General features: G+C 70.1%; 21 protein-coding genes and 1 tRNA gene. 13 read left to right on the top strand and 9 right to left on the bottom strand.

Annotated elements, in window-relative coordinates; all coding sequences use genetic code 11:
* The first annotated feature begins 7 nt into the window (after positions 1–7).
* Positions 8–1,015, top strand: coding sequence for a sugar phosphate isomerase/epimerase family protein (locus Aco04nite_RS05625; RefSeq protein WP_212996112.1), 1,008 nt, complete (start codon positions 8–10; stop codon positions 1,013–1,015).
* Positions 1,016–1,076: 61 nt separating this feature from the next.
* Here Aco04nite_RS05625 and Aco04nite_RS05620 read toward each other — a convergent pair whose 3' ends face one another.
* Positions 1,077–1,385 carry a hypothetical protein gene (locus Aco04nite_RS05620; RefSeq protein ID WP_203841324.1) on the bottom strand — a complete coding sequence of 103 codons (309 nt, stop codon included), beginning with the start codon at positions 1,383–1,385 and terminating at the stop codon, positions 1,077–1,079.
* A 209-nt stretch (positions 1,386–1,594) separates the two neighbouring features.
* Here Aco04nite_RS05620 and Aco04nite_RS05615 point away from each other — a divergent pair.
* Positions 1,595–1,667: transfer RNA gene (locus Aco04nite_RS05615), tRNA-Asn, on the top strand.
* Positions 1,668–1,918: 251 nt separating this feature from the next.
* Here the strand turns inward: Aco04nite_RS05615 and Aco04nite_RS05610 are convergent.
* The 3 genes from Aco04nite_RS05610 to Aco04nite_RS05600 form a co-directional block, all read right to left on the bottom strand.
* A complete protein-coding gene (locus Aco04nite_RS05610) occupies positions 1,919–2,974 on the bottom strand; it encodes a lysylphosphatidylglycerol synthase transmembrane domain-containing protein (RefSeq protein WP_212996111.1) in 1,056 nt (351 codons plus the stop codon).
* 118 nt (positions 2,975–3,092) lie between these two features.
* Positions 3,093–4,076 carry a dTDP-glucose 4,6-dehydratase gene (gene rfbB, locus Aco04nite_RS05605; protein ID WP_212996110.1) on the bottom strand — a complete coding sequence of 328 codons (984 nt, stop codon included), beginning with the start codon at positions 4,074–4,076 and terminating at the stop codon, positions 3,093–3,095.
* Positions 4,073–5,140, bottom strand: a complete 1,068-nt coding sequence (locus Aco04nite_RS05600) for a glucose-1-phosphate thymidylyltransferase (protein ID WP_212996109.1) — start codon at positions 5,138–5,140, stop codon at positions 4,073–4,075. The genes rfbB and Aco04nite_RS05600 overlap by 4 nt, the downstream gene beginning before the upstream one ends.
* A 181-nt stretch (positions 5,141–5,321) precedes the next feature.
* Here Aco04nite_RS05600 and rfbH point away from each other — a divergent pair, with 181 nt between their 5' ends.
* A complete protein-coding gene (gene rfbH, locus Aco04nite_RS05595; protein WP_212996108.1) occupies positions 5,322–6,626 on the top strand; it encodes a lipopolysaccharide biosynthesis protein RfbH in 1,305 nt (434 codons plus the stop codon).
* A gap of 193 nt (positions 6,627–6,819) precedes the next feature.
* On the opposite strand, the gene Aco04nite_RS05590 is transcribed toward rfbH, so the two are convergent.
* The 3 genes from Aco04nite_RS05590 to Aco04nite_RS05580 form a co-directional block, all read right to left on the bottom strand.
* Complete coding sequence (locus Aco04nite_RS05590) at positions 6,820–7,227, bottom strand: hypothetical protein (protein WP_212996107.1); 408 nt, start codon at positions 7,225–7,227, stop codon at positions 6,820–6,822.
* Positions 7,224–8,057, bottom strand: a complete 834-nt coding sequence (locus tag Aco04nite_RS05585) for an IS5 family transposase (protein WP_212996106.1) — start codon at positions 8,055–8,057, stop codon at positions 7,224–7,226. Before Aco04nite_RS05585 ends, Aco04nite_RS05590 begins: the two co-directional genes overlap by 4 nt.
* A 435-nt stretch (positions 8,058–8,492) precedes the next feature.
* Entirely contained in the window at positions 8,493–9,341 is an 849-nt protein-coding gene (locus tag Aco04nite_RS05580; RefSeq protein ID WP_212996105.1) for an NAD-dependent epimerase/dehydratase family protein, read from the bottom strand.
* A gap of 120 nt (positions 9,342–9,461) precedes the next feature.
* On the opposite strand from Aco04nite_RS05580, the gene Aco04nite_RS05575 reads away from it, so the two are divergent.
* From Aco04nite_RS05575 to Aco04nite_RS05530, 10 genes are all read left to right on the top strand, one after another.
* Positions 9,462–9,782, top strand: a complete 321-nt coding sequence (locus Aco04nite_RS05575) for a TcmI family type II polyketide cyclase (protein WP_203841317.1) — start codon at positions 9,462–9,464, stop codon at positions 9,780–9,782.
* A 26-nt stretch (positions 9,783–9,808) separates the two neighbouring features.
* Complete coding sequence (locus Aco04nite_RS05570) at positions 9,809–10,228, top strand: cupin domain-containing protein (protein ID WP_212996104.1); 420 nt, start codon at positions 9,809–9,811, stop codon at positions 10,226–10,228.
* On the top strand, positions 10,225–11,484 hold the full coding sequence (locus Aco04nite_RS05565) for a beta-ketoacyl-[acyl-carrier-protein] synthase family protein (protein ID WP_203841315.1): 1,260 nt from the start codon (positions 10,225–10,227) through the stop codon (positions 11,482–11,484). Before Aco04nite_RS05570 ends, Aco04nite_RS05565 begins: the two co-directional genes overlap by 4 nt.
* The gene (locus Aco04nite_RS05560; RefSeq protein WP_212996103.1) at positions 11,481–12,680 is read left to right on the top strand and encodes a ketosynthase chain-length factor; all 1,200 of its coding nucleotides are present in this window, start codon (positions 11,481–11,483) and stop codon (positions 12,678–12,680) included. Before Aco04nite_RS05565 ends, Aco04nite_RS05560 begins: the two co-directional genes overlap by 4 nt.
* 97 nt (positions 12,681–12,777) lie before the next feature.
* Entirely contained in the window at positions 12,778–13,035 is a 258-nt protein-coding gene (locus tag Aco04nite_RS05555; RefSeq protein WP_212996102.1) for a phosphopantetheine-binding protein, read from the top strand.
* A complete protein-coding gene (locus Aco04nite_RS05550; protein ID WP_203841312.1) occupies positions 13,035–13,523 on the top strand; it encodes an SRPBCC family protein in 489 nt (162 codons plus the stop codon). The genes Aco04nite_RS05555 and Aco04nite_RS05550 overlap by 1 nt, the downstream gene beginning before the upstream one ends.
* The gene (locus Aco04nite_RS05545) at positions 13,520–13,987 is read left to right on the top strand and encodes an anthrone oxygenase family protein (protein WP_212996101.1); all 468 of its coding nucleotides are present in this window, start codon (positions 13,520–13,522) and stop codon (positions 13,985–13,987) included. The genes Aco04nite_RS05550 and Aco04nite_RS05545 overlap by 4 nt, the downstream gene beginning before the upstream one ends.
* Positions 13,988–14,012: 25 nt before the next feature.
* Complete coding sequence (locus Aco04nite_RS05540; RefSeq protein WP_212996100.1) at positions 14,013–14,744, top strand: SDR family NAD(P)-dependent oxidoreductase; 732 nt, start codon at positions 14,013–14,015, stop codon at positions 14,742–14,744.
* The gene (locus tag Aco04nite_RS05535; protein WP_212996099.1) at positions 14,744–15,055 is read left to right on the top strand and encodes an antibiotic biosynthesis monooxygenase family protein; all 312 of its coding nucleotides are present in this window, start codon (positions 14,744–14,746) and stop codon (positions 15,053–15,055) included. The genes Aco04nite_RS05540 and Aco04nite_RS05535 overlap by 1 nt, the downstream gene beginning before the upstream one ends.
* On the top strand, positions 15,052–15,372 hold the full coding sequence (locus tag Aco04nite_RS05530; protein WP_203841308.1) for an antibiotic biosynthesis monooxygenase family protein: 321 nt from the start codon (positions 15,052–15,054) through the stop codon (positions 15,370–15,372). Before Aco04nite_RS05535 ends, Aco04nite_RS05530 begins: the two co-directional genes overlap by 4 nt.
* Before the next feature lie 67 nt (positions 15,373–15,439).
* Here the strand turns inward: Aco04nite_RS05530 and Aco04nite_RS05525 are convergent, their stop codons facing one another.
* The gene (locus Aco04nite_RS05525; protein WP_212996098.1) at positions 15,440–16,291 is read right to left on the bottom strand and encodes an alpha/beta fold hydrolase; all 852 of its coding nucleotides are present in this window, start codon (positions 16,289–16,291) and stop codon (positions 15,440–15,442) included.
* Positions 16,291–17,469, bottom strand: coding sequence for an NAD(P)/FAD-dependent oxidoreductase (locus Aco04nite_RS05520; RefSeq protein ID WP_212996097.1), 1,179 nt, complete (start codon positions 17,467–17,469; stop codon positions 16,291–16,293). Before Aco04nite_RS05520 ends, Aco04nite_RS05525 begins: the two co-directional genes overlap by 1 nt.
* Positions 17,470–17,473 lie beyond the last annotated feature (4 nt).

The raw sequence follows: 17,473 nt of genomic DNA, 5'->3' as shown, positions 1-17,473 counted from the left end.
AGATGACATGGCGCGACCCATCACGCTCTTCACCGGCCAGTGGGCCGACCTGCCGTTCGAGGAGGTCTGCCGGCTGGCGTCGCAGTGGGGCTACGACGGCCTGGAGATCGCCTGCTGGGGTGATCATTTCGAGGTCGACCGGGCGCTCGCCGAGGACGACTACGTCGACCGCAAACGCGAGGTGCTGGAGAAGCACAACCTCAAGGTCTACGCGATCTCCAACCACCTCGTCGGCCAGGCCGTCTGCGACCACCCCATCGACGAACGCCACCAGGACATCCTGCCGCCGGCCATCTGGGGCGACGGCGACCCGTCAGGGGTACGCCTCCGCGCGGCCGAACGCATGAAGGACACCGCCCGGGCCGCGGCCCGCCTCGGCGTCAACACCGTGGTCGGCTTCACCGGCTCCTCGATCTGGCACACCGTGGCGATGTTCCCGCCGGTCCCGCCGACGATGATCGAACGAGGCTACGAGGACTTCGCCGACCGTTGGAACCCCATCCTCGACGTCTTCGACGAGGTCGGCGTCCGCTTCGCCCACGAGGTCCACCCCAGCGAGATCGCCTACGACTACTGGACGACCCGCCGCACCCTCGACGCCATCGGCCACCGCCCGGCATTCGGCCTCAACTGGGACCCGTCCCACTTCGTCTGGCAGGACCTCGACCCGGTCAACTTCATCCTCGAATTCCACGACCGGATCTACCACGTCGACTGCAAGGACGCGAAGGTCCGCACCGGCGACGGCCGCCGCGGCCGCCTCGCCTCCCACCTGCCCTGGGCCGACCTGCGCCGAGGCTGGGACTTCGTCTCCACCGGCCACGGCGACGTCCCCTGGGAGGACTGCTTCCGCGCCCTGAACGCCATCGGCTACCAGGGCCCGCTCTCCATCGAATGGGAGGACGCGGGCATGGATCGCCTGGTCGGAGCCCCGGAAGCCCTCGCCTTCGTCCGCAACCTGGCCTTCGACGCACCCACGGCAGCCTTCGACGCGGCGTTCTCCACCCGCGCCTGAAAATGCCGGTGGCCCGGTCCCTGGGAGGGGCCGGGCCACGCAAGCGGCGAATACTTCTACCTCAGTAAGCGCTGCCCGTGCTGTTGTTGGCGCTGCTCGTCGTCAGGTTGGTCGTGGTGTCACCGGACGACGACGTGGTGCTGGCGGAGTGCAGCTTCTCACCGAGCTTGGACTGGTTGAGCTTGTCCTTACCCTCGGTGTACAGCTTGTTGGCCTGCGCCTGGGCAACGCCGGCGGCCTCCTGGACCGTCGGGTGCTCCCACACCTTTTTCGCGTTGGCCGAGATCTCCTCGTACTTCTCCCGGCCGGCACGGCTGCCCAGGACGAAGCCCGCAGCGAGACCCGTGATGAACATGAGCTTTCCGCGCATGGCGGCTCCTTCCGTTCGTGACGCGCGTGCGTCTGACCCCGACATACCCACCCTGCCACCCGATCATTCGCCCGGACCCGTATTCGTCCCGGAACCGACTCTTCCGGGAGTGTCGGGGACCCTCCCCAGCGAGCACCCCAGGAGTCATGTATTCTTTTTTCCGTCACCACGACAGCCCGCTCAGGCGGGAGGTTGGGGCGGCGGCACGATCCCCTGTAGCTCAATTGGCAGAGCAGCCGGCTGTTAACCGGCAGGTTATTGGTTCGAGTCCAATCGGGGGAGCTTTTCCGCAGGTCAGGGCCCACTTAGGTGGGCCCTTTCTCGTATCGGACCCCAGTTCGCCCGGCAACTGGTACTGCCGGGCGTAAGCGGACACACCTCGCGTTGAAGCCCGGCCGGTCGGCGCTCCGAGATGCAGGTGGCCAACGTCGTTCATCGTCTGTCGCGCGGAGAGATTGTGCCTCTTCGGCGCGTTCGATCGCTCGCGCCCCGGTGGCGTTGGTCAGGTCGGGTGGGCCTGGGGTGGGTGGCGCTCAGGTGGAGCGGGCGCGCAAGGTGGCCCAGGTGGCTGTGCCGAGGGGGAGTATCAGCCAGCAGGTGAGGGCTCGGTAGGTCAGGACTGCGGCGGTTGCGGCTGGGGGTGGGGCGCCCAGGGTGGTGAGGGTTACGACCAGGCCGGCTTCGATTACGCCGATGCCGCCCGCAGTGAACGGGATTTGGCGGGCCAGCTGGGCGCCGAGGAAGGCCGCGGCGATTGCTGGGAACGGCAGGTGCAGGCCTACTGCTCGCAGGCAGACCAGCAGGCACAGGAGGTCGGCGAGCCAGTTCAGGATTGCCAGGGTCAGGACGGTTAGCCAGCGGCGTGGGGGTACGGCCGCGGCCAGGGTGGCGGTTTGCCGGATCAGGCGCCGTAGTTTTCCGGCCAGGGTGGTGGGGCCTGCGGGCGGAGGCGGTGAGCAGGCGTCGGTGATGGATGCCTCGGGGCTGGAGTTCGTCGGTGGGGCCGGCTGGGTCCTTTTCAGGCGGCGGGCCAGGATGAGCAGTGCTGTGGCCGCGACCGCTGCGCCGGCCGCGATGGCCGGGCCGGCGTGGATGAGGGCGTCGCCGGTGTAGAGGAGGGCCAGGCCTGCCACCGATGTTATGCCGCACAGGGCGGTCACGGCCGCCGCGACCGCGGGGTTGGCTCCTCGTTCGCGAAACTGGCGGAAGCCGTAGGCTGCGGCGACCGCTGAGCCGCCGGGCAGGGCCATGGTCATTGCTGAGCGGGTGATGGTCATGGCGATGGCGCGGCGGAGCGGCATGGTCACCCCGAACGCGCTGAGCAGTCGTCGTTCCTGTTCTGCGAACGCGACCAGTGAGGTGCTGTGCAGGACCACCGCGACGATCAGCCAGAGGGGATCGGCTCCGCGCAGAGCGCTCCACGTCTCGGCGGCGCTCGGTAGGTGCCCGCGCAGGCTGATCAGGGCTGCGCCGGTCGCGACGGCCAGCATCGCCAGTGAGATCCAGAGTTTGCGCCCACCCCACGGGGAGCGCGGAGGCCGGGGCGGTGCCTCGTTGCGTCCCGGCATCAGCAGCTGCCCGTTCACCATGTGAATCCTCCCCGTCGGCGTCTTCGCGGACAGCATCACCGGTGATGGTTAAAGATCTCGTAAGCAGAGGCCCGGTGGTGATTATGCGACGTTCCGCATAATCGCCACCGGGTGGGCCCTACGGCCAGGCGAGGGCCGGAACGAGGACGGGGAGGGTGGGGCGCCACCAGGGTTCGTTGTCGGTGTACCAGCGGACCGTCGCGGCCAGGCCCTCCGCGAAGGGGACCCGGCAGATGAAGCCGAGTTCGTCCTGGAGTTTGCGGCCGTTGAGGGCGTACCGCAGGTCGTGGCCCTTGCGGTCCTCGACGTACGTGATCAGGGTGGGGTCGGCCTGGCAGAGGTCCAGGAGGGCGTCGGTGATCTGGCGGTTGGTGAGTTCGGTGCCGCCGCCGACGTTGTAGATCTCGCCGGGGCGGCCGTCGGTGAGGACCAGGGCCACGGCTCGGCAGTGGTCGTCGACGTGGATCCATTCGCGGATGTTGCGGCCGTCGCCGTAGAGGGGGACGGGGAGGCCGTTCAGCAGGCGGGTGATGAAGTGGGGGATGAGTTTTTCGGGGTGCTGGTAGGGGCCGTAGTTGTTGCTGCAGCGGGTGATGGAGACCGGGAGGCCGTGGGTCCGCCAATAAGCGCGGGCGATCAGGTCGCTGGCTGCTTTGGACGCGGCGTAGGGGGAGTTGGGGAGCAGGGGCCAGGTTTCCGTCCACGCGCCTTCGTTGATGGAGCCGTACACCTCGTCGGTGGAGACGTGGACGACCCGGGAGACTCCGGCGGCTACGCAGGCGTCCAGGAGGAGCTGGGTGCCGAGGACGTTGGTGGTGACGAAGGCCGCCGGGTCGGTGAGGGAACGGTCCACGTGGGATTCGGCGGCGAAGTGGACCACGGCGTCGTGGCCGGGGACCACTCGGCGCAGCAGGGCCGGGTCGGTGATGTCGCCGACCACGAGGTTCGCGCCGGCGGGGAGGTTCTCGGGGTTGCCGGCGTAGGTGAGTTTGTCGAGGACGGTGAGGTCGGCGCCGGCCAGGGCGGGGTAGCCGCCGGCCAGGACCGTACGCACGAAGTGGGAGCCGATGAAGCCGGCGCCACCGGTGACGAGCAGTTTCATGCCGCGATCTCCACTTCCGTGTCGTCGCCGAGGACCAGGCGGCGGCGGAGGCCGTCGGCGGGGGCGTTGCGGACGCGGGCGCCGCGGCCCAGGACCGAGCCGTAGATGCCGCGGACCTGGGTGACCGCGACGGAGTCCAGGACGATGGACTGCTCGACACCGGCGCCGCGGAGCTGGCAGTTGCGGCCGACCGTCGTGTACGGGCCCAGGCGGCTGTCGTCGATCACCGAGCCGGCGGCGATCATCACCGGGCCGACGATGCGGGAGCGGGTGACGCGGGCGCCGGGCTCGATGACGACCTCACCGATGAGCTCGCTGGCGGCGTCCACGAAACCGTCGACGCGGGTGGTGATGGCGCTGAGCAGCTCGCGATTGCAGTCGAGCACGTCCTCGATGCGGCCGGTGTCCTTCCAGTAGCCCTCGAAGCGGCCCGCGTTGACCGGGCGTCCCTCGGCGACCAGCAGGGCTATCGCGTCGGTGATCTCCAGCTCGCCGCGAGGACTCGGCGCGATCCGGCGTACGGCTGAATGGATCTCCGGGGTGAAGAAGTAGACCCCGATGACCGCGAGATCGCTGCGGGGGTGCAGGGGTTTCTCGACGAGAGCGGTGACCCGGCCGTCGGCGTCGACCTCGGCCACGCCGTACTCGCGGGGGTCGGTGACCTTGGTGACGGTCACCTGCGCGGCCGGGCGGGTGCGGTGGAACTCCTCGGCGAGGGAGCCGATGCCGCCGACCAGCATGTTGTCGCCCAGGTACATGACGAAGTCGTCGTTGCCGAGGAACGGCCGCGCGATCCGCACACAGTGGGCGAGCCCGCGGGGACGGTCCTGGCGCAGGTAGGTGAGGCGCAGCCCGTACGCCGAGCCGTCGCCGGCGCTGGCCTGGATCTCGTCGCCGCGGTCGCCCACGATGACGCCCACGTCGTGGACGCCGACGGCGGCCAGCGACTCCAGGCAGTGGGCCAGCACCGGTTTGTTGGCGATCGGGATCAGCTGCTTGGGCATCGAGTGACTGAACGGGCGCAGCCGGGATCCGGTGCCGCCGGCCAGGACCAACGCTTTCATGGCAACCCTCTTCGGTAGGGGAGAGGTGATCGCGGCGCGACCAGGACACCTTGGTACGCGCCGAGCGACGACGCCGGGTCGAGCACGGCTGGAGGAAGCCGGGGCGACCACGGCTTGAGCGCAGCTCGATGCGCTGTCCCTAGCGTCTGCGCGACCAGTATTCGAGCCGCCGGGAGTTTCCATGACGCAAAGCGCGAAGGCACTCATCCTCGAGCAGGTGGCGAAGTATCACCAGGAGGTGGCGCCGCGCACCGAGTTCGTCCCCGGCGTCACGCCCGTGTGGCCTTCGGGTGCCGTGCTCGACGAGTCCGATCGGGTCGCCCTCGTGGAGGCGGCCCTCGACATGCGGATCGCCGCCGGGGTGACCTCGCGGACGTTCGAACGCAAGCTGGCCCGCGCGGCGGGGCTGCGCAAGGCCCACATGACCAACTCCGGCTCGTCGGCGAACCTGCTGGCGTTGTCGGCGCTGACGTCACCGGTGCTGGGCGACCGGCGGCTGCGGCGCGGCGACGAGGTGATCACGGTAGCGGCCGGCTTCCCGACCACCGTCAACCCGATCATCCAGAACGGGCTGGTGCCGGTCTTCGTCGACGTGGAGCTCGGGACGTACAACACCACCGCCGACCGGGTCGCCGCGGCGATCGGGCCGCGCACCCGGGCGATCATGATCGCGCACGCGCTCGGGAACCCGTTCCCGGTCGCGGAGATCGCCGAGCTCGCCGACAAGCACGGACTGTTCCTCATCGAGGACAACTGCGACGCGCTGGGCGCGACCTACCAGGGCAAGCCGACGGGTACGTTCGGCGATCTGACCACCGTCAGCTTCTATCCCGCACACCACATCACCACGGGCGAGGGCGGTTGTGTGCTGACCGACAACCTCGTGCTGGCCCGCATCGTCGAGTCGATGCGCGACTGGGGCCGCGACTGCTGGTGCGAGCCGGGCGAGGACGACACCTGCCACAAGCGCTTCGGTTACCAGCTCGGCACGCTGCCGGCCGGCTACGACCACAAGTACACGTTCTCGCACGTCGGCTACAACCTGAAATCCGGCGACCTGCAGGCGGCCCTCGGCCTCTCCCAGCTCGTACGCCTGGACGAGTTCGGCGCCGCCCGCCGGCGCAACTGGGACCGCCTGCACGACCAACTCCAGGGCGTACCCGGACTGTTGCTGCCGCGGGCGACCCCGGGCAGCGAACCGAGCTGGTTCGGCTTCGTCCTCACGATCACCGACGACGCCCCGTTCACCCGCCAGGAACTCGTCAACTTCCTGCACACCCGGCACATCGGCACCCGCCTGCTGTTCGCCGGCAACCTCACCCGCCACCCCGCCTACCTGGACCAGGAGTTCCGGGTGTCGGGCGACCTCACCAACAGCGACATCATCGCCGAGCGCACGCTCTGGCTCGGCGTCTACCCCGGGCTGACAGTGGAGATGATGGACTACGTCGCGGCCAGCATCCGCGAGTTCGTCGCCGGTCGTTAGCGCGCGTCTTCGACTCGTCTCCAGTCAGGTGGCGTAGGCGACAAGGCCAGATGTTGCGCCGGGCACCGGGATGCGACAACTTCATGCGGTGTTGTTCGTCAAGTCCGGGCAATCGTGTCTGACCGCAAAACAGATGTTTTCCGGCCAGACGTGATTGGCCCATGCTTGACATCTGAGAGGGTGGTCTGCGCGGTTATGTCGGCTTTGAGGTGAGGGTGAATAGGCCGCGTTGTGTCTCGGTCAGGATGCCCCGGTTGACCATGCGTTTCAGCTTGGCGCGGATGCTCATGGTTTCTTCGGTGGCGATGCCGATGCCGAGCGCGTGGCAGACGTCCTTGGTGCGCATGGTGCTTCCATCGGGGTCGAATACGGAAAGAATTTGCTGGTAGGGCTCGCTGGTGATCCTTGGATTGGTGGCGGTCACCTCGTCGTGGGTGAGTTTCACCAGTGTTTGCCGGGTGGTCTGCAGGTCGGCTATTTCCGATTCGGCGGCGGCGAGTTCAGCGTTGAGTTCGGCGATCTGTTCCCGCAGGTCGTCACAGGCTTCGGTCGCGGCGGCGTGGCGGGTCGCTATCAAATCCAGGATCGTGGCGGTGTTCATGCCGGGTCTCGCCAGGATGGTGTGCTGGTGCCGGTCAGCCGCCGGACCAGATTAGCGGTCGAGGCCCAGAACGTATGCGACACCGACGATGCGGGATGGGTTTCATATTCGCGAGTCAGGCGTCGGTGCAGCATCAGTGTGCCGTGGGTCTGCTCGACCACCCACCGATGCCGGACCGGCACGAATCCTGCGCTGGTGTCGTTGCGGCGGACCACTTCGATGTCGACGCCCAGGACCGCGCCATGGATCGCGAACTCGTCCTTGAATCCGGCGTCGACCCACGCGCGGGTCACTGTCGGGGTGTATTCGACAACCTTGTCGAGCAGGCGGATCCCGATCACGTTGTCAGTTACCGAGGCTGCGGTCACGACCACCGCGATAATCAACCCGAGCGTGTCCACGGCCAGCCCGCGCTTACGACCGGGCACCTTCTTGCCGGCATCTTTGCCCGTAGTCCCGGCGGGGACGTGGTTCGCTGCGCGGATCGACTGGGTGTCCAGCACGATCGCTGTCGGGTCCTCAGCCCGGCCGGCCTTCTCTCTGGCCTGACAGCGAAGCAGGTCATGGATCGCCTGGTCGGTGTGATCGTCGCGCCACAGGGCGAAGTAGTAGTACGTCGCGGACTTCGGAGGCAGGTCATGCGGCAGATACCCCCACTGACAGCCGGTCCGGTTCTGATAGAAGATCGCGTTCACGATCTCCCTCAGCTCATAGCCGCCCTGATGACCCGACACCGACGGTCGCCTGGCCTTCCACGCATCCAGAAACGGGCCTATCAACGCCCACTGCGCATCGGTCACGTCGCTGGGATACGGCTTTCGATCGCCCATGACCAGCGCAACGCGACCGATGATCCGCCGGTCGCGACCCTCTCTCATCTTTCAGCACATCGAGTGATCACTATGTATTACGAACCGAACAAAAGACCCGAAGCGCACGCAACACATAGATCAACCCTAAGACCCTCGAACCACCCTCTGACGCCGCAGGATGTTGCGGCCTTGCGGGTTTGTGCGCAACTTCGTGGCTTGAGCCTTGCCACCTACTGCAGACGAACAGGTGTGATGTTGCGAGACGTTGGTCGAGGGGGGTTGGGACCACTCGATCTGAGGATCGTGGATCGGCCTGGTGAACAGATGAAGGCCTCCAACGATGCAGTGGGGTTGTCGAGACACCACTGAGCAGGCTGGAGGCCTCCAGGTCCACGAGAATGTCGCCATCGGCGGCCTGCCATCACTCGCCCGGTTCAACTATCTCGCCGGGCGTCACACCTGGGCCGAGTGCCAGACGTCGGCGACGGCGTCGTTGAGGTTGCGGCGGGGGTGCCAGCCGAGGCCCGTTGCCGCGGCCTCGATGCGGATCAGTTGCCGGTCGGTTCCGCCGCGTGCGGTGGTTGCGGCAGGGACGGTTCTGAGGTGTACGGGCGCAGCGCTGACCCGTACCAATGATTCCACCAGGCGGCGGGGGGCGACCGGTTCTCCGGAAGCGACGTTGTAGAGCCCGGTGCCCGGTGCTCCCAGGGCGGCGAGCACGGCGGCTGCCACGTCGCCGGCGTGCAGGAAGTCCCGCTCGCCCGGTGCGACCGGCACGGTGAACTCGCCGGGTGGCGCGTTTCGGAGGCGTTGGGCGAGGCCGCCGAGGAAACTGCGTGCCGGCAGGCCCGCGCCGATCGCGGTTCCCAGCCGCAGGACGGTGCCGCCGCCGTCCAGCACCGCGCGGGTGCCGGCGAGCTTCGAGATCCCGTACGGCGTCGCCGGTTGTTCCTGCGTGGATTCGTCGAGGATGCGCTGGTCACCGTACTCATAGATCGATCCGAGCTGGACCAGGCGCCGCCCGCCGGCAACGGCAGCGAGCCGCGCCGGCAGCTTCGCATTGACCGCGGTCAAAGCGGCCGGATCCAGGACGGCGCTCCAGAGCAGCCCCGCGCAGTTGACGATCGCGTCCGGGCGTGCGGACCGCAGCAACGCCCGCAGGTCCGCGGTCGAACAGGCGGCCAGATCGAGTGGAACCTCGGCGCTGCGGGACACCGGTACGACGTACCAGCCGGCCACGCGCAACGCGGCGCTCACGTGCCGCCCCAAGAAACCGGAACCACCCACCACCAGAGCTCTCATCCGCGCAGGATCACGGCCCCGGCTCGAATGTGAGCCGCGGAGGGCGCCGCGATCGCCGTTCCAGCGCGTCTCTACCGCCGGTCAGCACGATCGGCGTCAGCACCGGTAAAGGAGGAACCAATGGCGCACCGCAGCCTGATCGTCGCCCGGCTGGATCCACGCCACCAGGACCGGGTCGCCGAGCTCTTCGCCGAGTCCGACGCGGGTGAGCTTCCGCATCTGGTGGGCGTGACCCGGCGGACCCTCTACAGCTTCCACGACCTGTACTTCCATCTCGTCGAGGCCGACAACGACGTCCCGGCCAAGGTGGACGAGGTGCGCCGCGGCGAGCTGTTCCAGCACATCGACCGCGGCCTCGCCGAGTTCGTCAGCCCGTACCACCCGTCCTGGCGCGGGCCCCGCGACGCGATGGCCACCCCGTTCTACGAGTGGCGCCCGTGAGCGCCCCGACCTCCCTGGGAACCGTCATGACCAGCAAAGCTGTCCGTGCCCGCGACGTCACCCCGAACCGCCGGCGCGGCGGCGACCTACGGGTACTGCTCGGCCCGGCCACCGCCGGGGCGACCTCCGGCTTTCTCGGGACGGTACGCCTCGAGCCCGCCGAGTTCGTCGCCGAGCACCTGCACCCGTACTCCGAAGAATTTCTCTATGTCGTCAGCGGCACGGTGACCGTCCGCATCGAGGGTGAGCCGGTCGAGCTCGCCGCCGACGAGGGGGTTCTCGTGCCGATCGGGCAGCGCCACCGCGTCGAGAACAGCGGTGACGTCCCGGCGCACCTGGTGTTCCACTGCGCTCCGCTGGCCCCCGACCCGAAGCTGGGCCACGTCGACACCGAGGAGCTGCCGAACCCGGGCCTGCCGCACACGCCGGTCGGGGGTGGACGGTGAACCGCCGGGTGGTCCTGACCGGCATCGGCGTCGTCGCGCCCGGCGGGATCGGCACCAAGGCGTTCTGGAAGATGATCACCGATGGGCGTACGGCCACCCGCGCGATCAGCCTCTTCGACGCCACCGGTTTCCGCTCCCGGATCGCCGCCGAGTGCGACTTCGACCCCGCCGAGGCCGGGATCGCCGACGCCGGACGGCTCGACCGCGTCGCCCAGTTCGCCGTGGCCGCCGCCGCGGAGGCCCTCGCGGACAGCGGTCTCGACACCACCGCGCTCGACCCCGCGCGGATCGCCAGCGTCGTCGGCAGTGCCGTGGGCTGCACGACCCGCCTCGAGGACAACTACCGGCTGGTCAGCGCGGACGGCCGGGACTGGCTCGTCGACCCGGCCCGGGCGGCGCCGTTCCTCTACGACTACCTGGTCCCCAGCAGCCTCGCCCGTGAGGTCGCGTGGCTGACGGGCGCCGAGGGTCCCGCGGCGGTCATCTCCACCGGCTGCACGTCCGGGCTCGACGCGGTCGCGCACGCGGCGCGGCTGATCGCGGAGGGCAGCGCCGACGTCGTGGTCGGGGGCGCCGCGGAGGCACCCATCTCGCCGATCAGCGTCGCCTGTTTCGACGCCATCAAGGCCACCTCGGCCAACAACGACGACCCGGAGCACGCGTCCCGGCCGTTCGACGACCGCCGCGACGGGTTCGTCCTGGGCGAGGGCTCGGCGTTCTTCGTCCTGGAGGAGGCCGGTGCCGCCGAGCGCCGCGGTGCCCACGTCTATGCGGAGTTCGGGGGGTACGCCGGGCGCGGCAACGCGTTCCACATGACCGGTCTGCGCCCCGACGGGCGGGAGATGTCCGAGGCCATCGACGTGGCACTGCGTCGCGCCGGGCTGGCCGCCGAGGATGTCGATTACGTCAACGCGCACGGCTCCGGGACGCGGCAGAACGACCGCCACGAGACGGCTGCCGTCAAGCGGAGCCTGGGCGCGCACGCGTACCGCGTACCCATGAGCTCCATCAAGTCCATGGTGGGTCATTCCCTGGGCGCCATCGGGGCGATCGAGCTCGCCGCCTGCGCCCTCGCCCTGGAGCACCAGGTGGTGCCACCCACCGCGAACCTCGACGTCGCCGATCCGCAGTGCGATCTCGACTACGTGCCGCACACCGCCCGTGACCAGCGACTCGACGCCGTGCTGAGCGTCGGGAGCGGCTTCGGCGGGTTCCAGAGCGCCGTCCTGCTCACCCGTCCGGGGGTGACCCGATGACCGCCACGATCACCGGCCTCGGCATCGTCGCGCCCAACGGCGTCGGCGCGGACGTCTACTGGCCCGCGACCCTCACCGGGCGTTCCGGGCTGAGCCGGCTGCCCGAGGGCCACGCCGTCCGCGTCGGCGGCGTCGTCAGCGGCGAGCGGGCGGCCGGCGTACCGGGCCGCATCGCCGTGCAGACCGACCGATGGACGCAGCTGGCGTTGCGCGGCAGTGCCCTCGCCCTCGCCGACGCGGGCCTGGACCCGGCCGAGCTCGGCCCGTTCGACCTCGGGGTGGTCACCGCCGCGTCCTCGGGCGGCAACGAGTTCGGCCAGCGGGAGATCCAGAAACTGTGGGCGCAGGGGCCGGACCACGTCGGGGCGTACCAGTCGATCGCGTGGTTCTACGCGGCCACCACCGGGCAGGTCTCGATCCAGCACCAGGCCAAGGGGCCGTGCGGCGTGCTCGTCTCCGAACAGGCCGCCGGGCTCGACGCGCTCGGCCAGGCCCGCCGGGTCCTGCGTGACGACACCCCCGTGGTGATCTCCGGTGGGACCGAGGCGCCGCTGTCGCCGTACGCCCTGCTGTGTCAGGCCGGGAACGGCGCGATCAGCGAGGGGACCGACCCGGGCACCGCCTACCTGCCGTTCGACCGGCGGGCCGCCGGATACGTCCCCGGTGAGGGTGGCGCCATGATCGTTCTGGAGGACGCCGGGCACGCCCGCGGTCGTGGCGCCCGCCGCTATGCCGATCTGGCCGGGTACGCCGCGAGCTTCGACCCGCCGCCGGGTTCGTCGCGGCCGCCGGCGCTGACCGCGGCCATCCGCGGTGCCCTGCGCGACGCCGGGCTCGGCCCCGCCGACATCGACGTCGTGTTCGCCGACGGCGCCGGAACCCGCGACGCGGACCGCGCCGAGGCGGAGGCCATCGCCGCGGTGTTCGGCGCGGGCGAGGTGCCGGTCACCGTCCCCAAGACCCTCACCGGACGGCTCTACGCCGGGGGTGCGTCGCTCGACGTGGCCACCGCCGCCCTGGCCATCCATCACGACCTCATCCCGCCCACGGCCGGCGTCACCGACGTCAGCCCCGACTGCCCCATCGACCTCGTCCGCGACCTGCCGCGCTTCGGCTCCGTCCAGTGCGCGCTCGTCATCGCCCGCGGCGCCGGCGGCTTCAACGCCGCCGTCGTCCTGACCGCCCCCGCCGGTTGAAGAACCCCGCTCCGGACGGCCGCCCCGGCGGTCGGACCACCCCGCTCCGGACGGCCGCCCCGGCGCCCGGACCACCCCGCTCCGAAGGGAACCGACCATGTCCACGCACACCATCGGCGAGCTGACCGACCTCATCCGCGAGACGATCGGCGACGACGACTCCATCGACCTGGACCGCGACATCCGCGACATCCCCCTGGTCGACATCGGCGTCGACTCGCTCGCCAAGCTGGAGCTGGCGGCCGCGCTGCGGCACCGCTACGGCGTCGTCACGCCCGACGAGGTCCTCGACACGCTCGACACCCCCGGTGACATCCTGACCTGGGTCAACCGCACGCTCGTGGCGGTGGCGTGATGCCCGGGCACACCGACAACAGCATCGTCATCGACGCCTCGCTCACCCGCATCTGGCACATGACCAACGACGTGACGTCCTGGCCGCGGCTGTTCGGGGAGTACGCCGACGCCGAGATCCTGCGCACCGACGGTGACACCGTGCTGTTCCGGCTCACCAAGCACCCCGACGAGAACGGCAAGACCTGGAGCTGGGTGTCCGAGCGCACCCCGGACCGCAGCACGTGGACGGTCAGCGCGCGCCGCGTCGAGCCGGGCCCGTTCGAATACATGAATATTCGCTGGAGTTACGAGCAGGTCGACGGTGGCGTGCGGATGCGATGGGTGCAGGACTTCGCGATGAAGCCCACCGCGCCCGTCGACGACGCGACGATGACCGAGCGGATCAACGCGAACACCGTGCACGAGATGGCCCGGATCAAGCGGATCATCGAGAGCGCCCGCTCCGCCACCGCCCGGCTCGGGCGTCCCGTGCGGAGCCCGGCATGAGGGTGCCGGCCCTGGCCGCACTGCCCGCGCTGACCAACGGCGTCGCCGCGGGCATCATGCTCGCGACGGTGATCGGCGTGGTCCCGCTCATGGTGGTCTCGAGCTACCCGCAGTACGTGCGGATGGTCCAGTTCATGTGGCCGCGCTACGACCCGGCGATGCCGATCCTGAACGGGCTCAGCCTGCTGCTGGACGTGACCCTCGCGATCACCGGGCCGCCCGCGGCCCGCGGCTGGTACCTGACCGCCGCGGTGCTGCTCGGCACCGTCATGGCCATCTCCATCACGCGCAACGTGCCGGTCAACAAGTTCGTCAGCCGGCTCGACCCGGACGACGAACCGGCCGACTGGGCCACGGTCGACCCGCGCCGCCGGTGGCAGCGCTGGAACCTCACCCGCACGGTCGCCGCGCTGTCGGCGTTCGCCGTCAACATTCTCGCGGCCGTCGCCGCGCTCGCCTCCTGACCCGTACGACGAAAGGCAGTCACCCATGAGCATCTCCCTGGCAGGAAAGAAAGCGCTGGTCACCGGTGGCACGCGCGGCATCGGCCGCGGCATCGTGCTGGCCCTGGCGGCGGCCGGCGCGGACGTCGTCACGTGTTACCGCAGCGAGGGCGAGCACGTCGAATCACTCGCCCGCGAACTCAAGGAACTCCCCGGCGAGCACCACCTGGTCCGTGCCGACGTCAGCGTCCCGGCCGACATCGACCGGCTGATCGAGGAGTGCCAGGTCCGACTCGGTGGCCTGGACATCGTCGTCAACAACGCCGGGGTGATCAGCCACGTCCCGTTCGACAAGCTCGAGGCCGGGGAGTGGGCGCGGGTACTCGACACCAACCTCACCGCGGCGTACCTGGTCATCCAGAAGTCACTACCGCTGTTCGGCGACTCCGCGTCCGTGATCAACGTCGGGTCGCGGGTCGCCACCGTCGGCATCCCGCTACGCGCGCACTACACCGCCGCCAAGGCCGGGCTCGCGGGGCTCACCCGCTCGCTGTGCAAGGAGCTCGGCCCGCGCGGGATCCGGATCAACGTCGTCGCGCCCGGTGTCATCGCCACCGAGGCCGAGCTCACCCCCGAGATCCTCGCGAAGTACGAGTCGATGACGGCGCTGCGGCGCCTCGGCCGCACCGACGAGATCGCCGGCGCGGTGCTGTTCCTCGCCAGCGACCTGTCCGGATACATCACCGGCGAGACCATCAATGTGGACGGAGGAATCTGATGACGTTCCGAGTACTGCTGCGCATGGAGGTGCACCCCGGCGCCGGCGACGGCTTCGAGAAGGCGTGGCACGAGGGCGCCGGTGTGATCACCGGTCAGCGCGCCAACCTGGGCCAGTGGCTGTGCCGCGGCGAGGACGAGCCCGGCATCTATCACATCATCAGCGACTGGACCGACGAGAAGTCGTTTCGTGACTACGAGCAGAGCCCCGAACACCTCGTCCACCGCCGCACCCTGCACCCGTTCCGGTTGCGGGGCAGCATGGCGACGGCGACGGTGCTCGCTGACCTGCCGGGTGCGGCGGCCTCGTGACCACCCGGGTACGCGTCCTGCTCTACGCGACCGCCCCGGCGGACTCACCCGACGCGGTCGCCAGGGTCTACCACCAGATCAGCGAGGCGCTGCTGGGCACGCCCGGCCTGCTGCGCAACGAGCTGCTCAGCGGCGTCGACAAGCCCGATTCCTTCGTCGTGCTGTCCGAATGGGAGAGCGAGGAGGCGTTCTTCGAGTGGGAACGCGGCGCCGACCACCGGCAGGTCACCGCGCCGTTGCGGCCCTACCAGGACGCGGGCTGGCGAGACGCGTTCGGTGTGTACCGGGTGGCGGGTGACTACACCGCCGTCGGCTGACGCCAGGCTCACACAGAAGCGCCGCGGGTCCGGAAGGATCCGCGGCGCTTCTGCTTGTGCGTGAAGGTCAGGCCGCTTGCCACCGGGCCGGCACCGGGAAGGCTTCCCGCAGGAACCCGGTGGTCAGGTCGCCGATCGCACCGGCGGCGCGGACCAGCGCATCGCCGTGCGCCACCCCCGGCACCTCGGCGTAGCGGGCACTGCGGATCTCCTCCGCGGCGGCCCGGACCGCGTGCGGCGGGAACAGGATGTCGTGTTCGAACGCCACCAGCAGGGCCGGTGCGGTGATCGCCGCCCACGCTGCCCGCTGCTGGTCCGACCCGGCCCAGCCGGCCGCCGCCGCGCCCTGGTCGACCGGGCCGCGGCCGTCGCCGGTGCGCAGCCGCAGGTGGGCCAGCATGGTCGCCGCCATCGGCTCGTCGGCCAGCAGGGCGTACGCCGGGACTGTCGTCATCAACTCCACCAGCGCCGACACGTCAGGCCCGTACGGCCCGTGCGCCGACTCCTCCTGATGCGCGGCCAGCACCGCGCGCTGGAACGTCGTCGGCGTGCCGGAACTGGCCAGCAGCACGGCGGCCCGTACACCCGGCCGGGTCGCGGCCACCCGCTCGGCGATCATCCCGCCGAGCGACAACCCGCACACCGCCACCGACTGCCAGCCGAGCCGGTCGAGCAGCGCACCGGCATCGTCGGCGAGCTGCGGCACGGTGTACGGCCCGGGCGGCGCCACGGTGTCACCGCTGCCCCGGTTGTCCAGGGTCAGCACCCGGTATCCGGCGTCGACGAGCCGGGGCACCAGCGTCACGTGCCAGAAGCGCCGGCTCATCGCCCGCCCGCAGAACAGGGCGACGCGTGGCCCGTCCGGCCGCCCGTGCAGGTCGTACCGGATCTGAACGGTCCCGAGATCGGCGACGGCCATCAGAGCCTCGCCAGCAGTTCCGGGCCGATCAGGTCCTCGGCGGGCAGGGCCCCGGCCACCACGGCGAAGTAGCGGTCGGTGAGGTCCTGGTCCCCCTCGATGGCCCGCAGCAGCGCGACCCGGTCGTTCTGCACCGTCAGCTTCGCGGTGAGCAGCGTCGCCTGATATCCGGGATCGAGCAGCACATCACGTTCCTCTCCGTACGCCTGGAGCGCCGCCGCCGTCCGTGACCGGTCCGGCAGCACCCCTCGCAGGTGCTCCGCCAGCAGCGCCGCCTGCGCGAACGCGTCGGTGATCCCGCGTGCCGTGATCGAGTCCTTGTGATGCCCGGCATCGCCGACGAGGGCCCAGCCCGGGCCGCCCGCCTGCCGCAGGAAATTGAGCTGGTCGCCCTTGGCGCGCAGCCGTTCCACCTGGGTCGCGCCGGCCAGTCGCCCGGCGAGATCGGGCGCGGTGCCGGCGATGTTCTTCAGGTACGACCGTTGCGCGTCCTTGCGGACCGCGTCGAACTCGTGATGCGGGAAGTACGCGGCGACCAGGGTGAGATCGTCGTTCGTGCGCACCGTCCCGACCCAGCGGTTCGGGGCCTCGTAGAGCTCGAAGTCGGCGGGCAGGTCCTGCCAGTAGGTGTAGTAGATGCAGGTCAGGGAGGGTCGTTCGGCGTACGAGCGGGCACCGGCGAGCCGGGCCACCGTGGAGCGCATCCCGTCCGCGCCGATGACCAGCGCACACCGTTCGACGTGCTCCCGGCCGCCCGCGGTGTAGCGGACCCCGCTCACCCAGCCGTCGTCGTCGAGCAGGCCGGTCACGGTCGCACCCATCCGTACGGTCACCCCGGCCTGCGCCGCGGCTTCCGTGAGAATGCCGTCCAGAACCTGCCGGCGCGGACCGTAGGCGGCGTTGTCACCGGACGGCACGGCGGCCTGCCCGGTGAGCCGGATCCCGGCCACCTCGTAGACCGTGCGGCGCATCGCCGGCGCCCCGGACGCGACGACCGCGTCGAGCACGCCCCACTCCCGCAGCCGCTGCACTCCCGGCTGATGCAGGTAGTGGGTGGAGACCGTGTCGGTGGCGACCGCGGCCCGTTCCAGCAACAGCACCCGGTATCCCTGCCGGGCCAGCAACATGGCGGTCGGCGCGCCCGCACAGCGGGCGCCGACCACAATCGCGTCGTACATGAGA

The sequence above is a fragment of the Winogradskya consettensis genome (genome assembly GCF_018332715.1).
GTDB classification, from domain to species: domain Bacteria; phylum Actinomycetota; class Actinomycetes; order Mycobacteriales; family Micromonosporaceae; genus Actinoplanes; species Actinoplanes consettensis.
Note: the sequence above shows the minus strand (reverse complement) of the source record. Positions and strands in the feature narration are given on the sequence as shown.